Here is a 542-nt window from a genome sequence, read left to right on the forward strand (position 1 = left end):
TGGCGGCAGCCCGTGCCTCTGCCTCCGCCTGAGCCTTCTTCAGCTGCTTCTTCCTGCCCATGTCACACCCCGTCCTCGCCCGTGTCGGCGCCGCCCTCGTCCGTGGTCGTGAGCCAGCTTGCCTGCCCCCTGCGGGGCGATGACCACCCAGCTCCCCACGGTAGTTCTATTGCGCAGGTCACGTCCGGTGGAGCGCCCATCTGGGACTGGAGGCACTGTCTGTGGCCGCCGCCACGGCCTAGTCTGGAGGAGTCGTGTCCGACGGATGGGCCGTCGGACGAGGAAGCGGCGCACCCCATGCGTCGCAGGAACACCACACAAGGAGTTGCTTCTCATGGCAGATCCCCGCATCGTCACCGTCACTGGTGCCGCCGGCAACATCGGGTACGCCCTCCTCTTCCGCATCGCTTCGGGCCAGCTCTTCGGACCTGACGTTCCCGTCAAGCTGAACCTGCTGGAGATCCCCCAGGCCGTGCACGCCGCAGAGGGCACCGCAATGGAGCTCGACGACTGCGCCTTCCCGCTGCTGGCAGGGGTCGACA

The 542-nt window shown here is 67.5% G+C and carries 1 protein-coding gene; it reads left to right on the forward strand.

The features are described 5' to 3' along the window. Positions 1 to 334: 334 nt before the first annotated feature. A partial coding sequence (locus FK530_RS25310) for a lactate/malate family dehydrogenase (RefSeq protein ID WP_438947270.1) occupies positions 335 to 542 on the forward strand: 208 nt, incomplete at its 3' end.

The organism is Tsukamurella conjunctivitidis (genome assembly GCF_007858475.1).
GTDB lineage: Bacteria > Actinomycetota > Actinomycetes > Mycobacteriales > Mycobacteriaceae > Tsukamurella > Tsukamurella conjunctivitidis.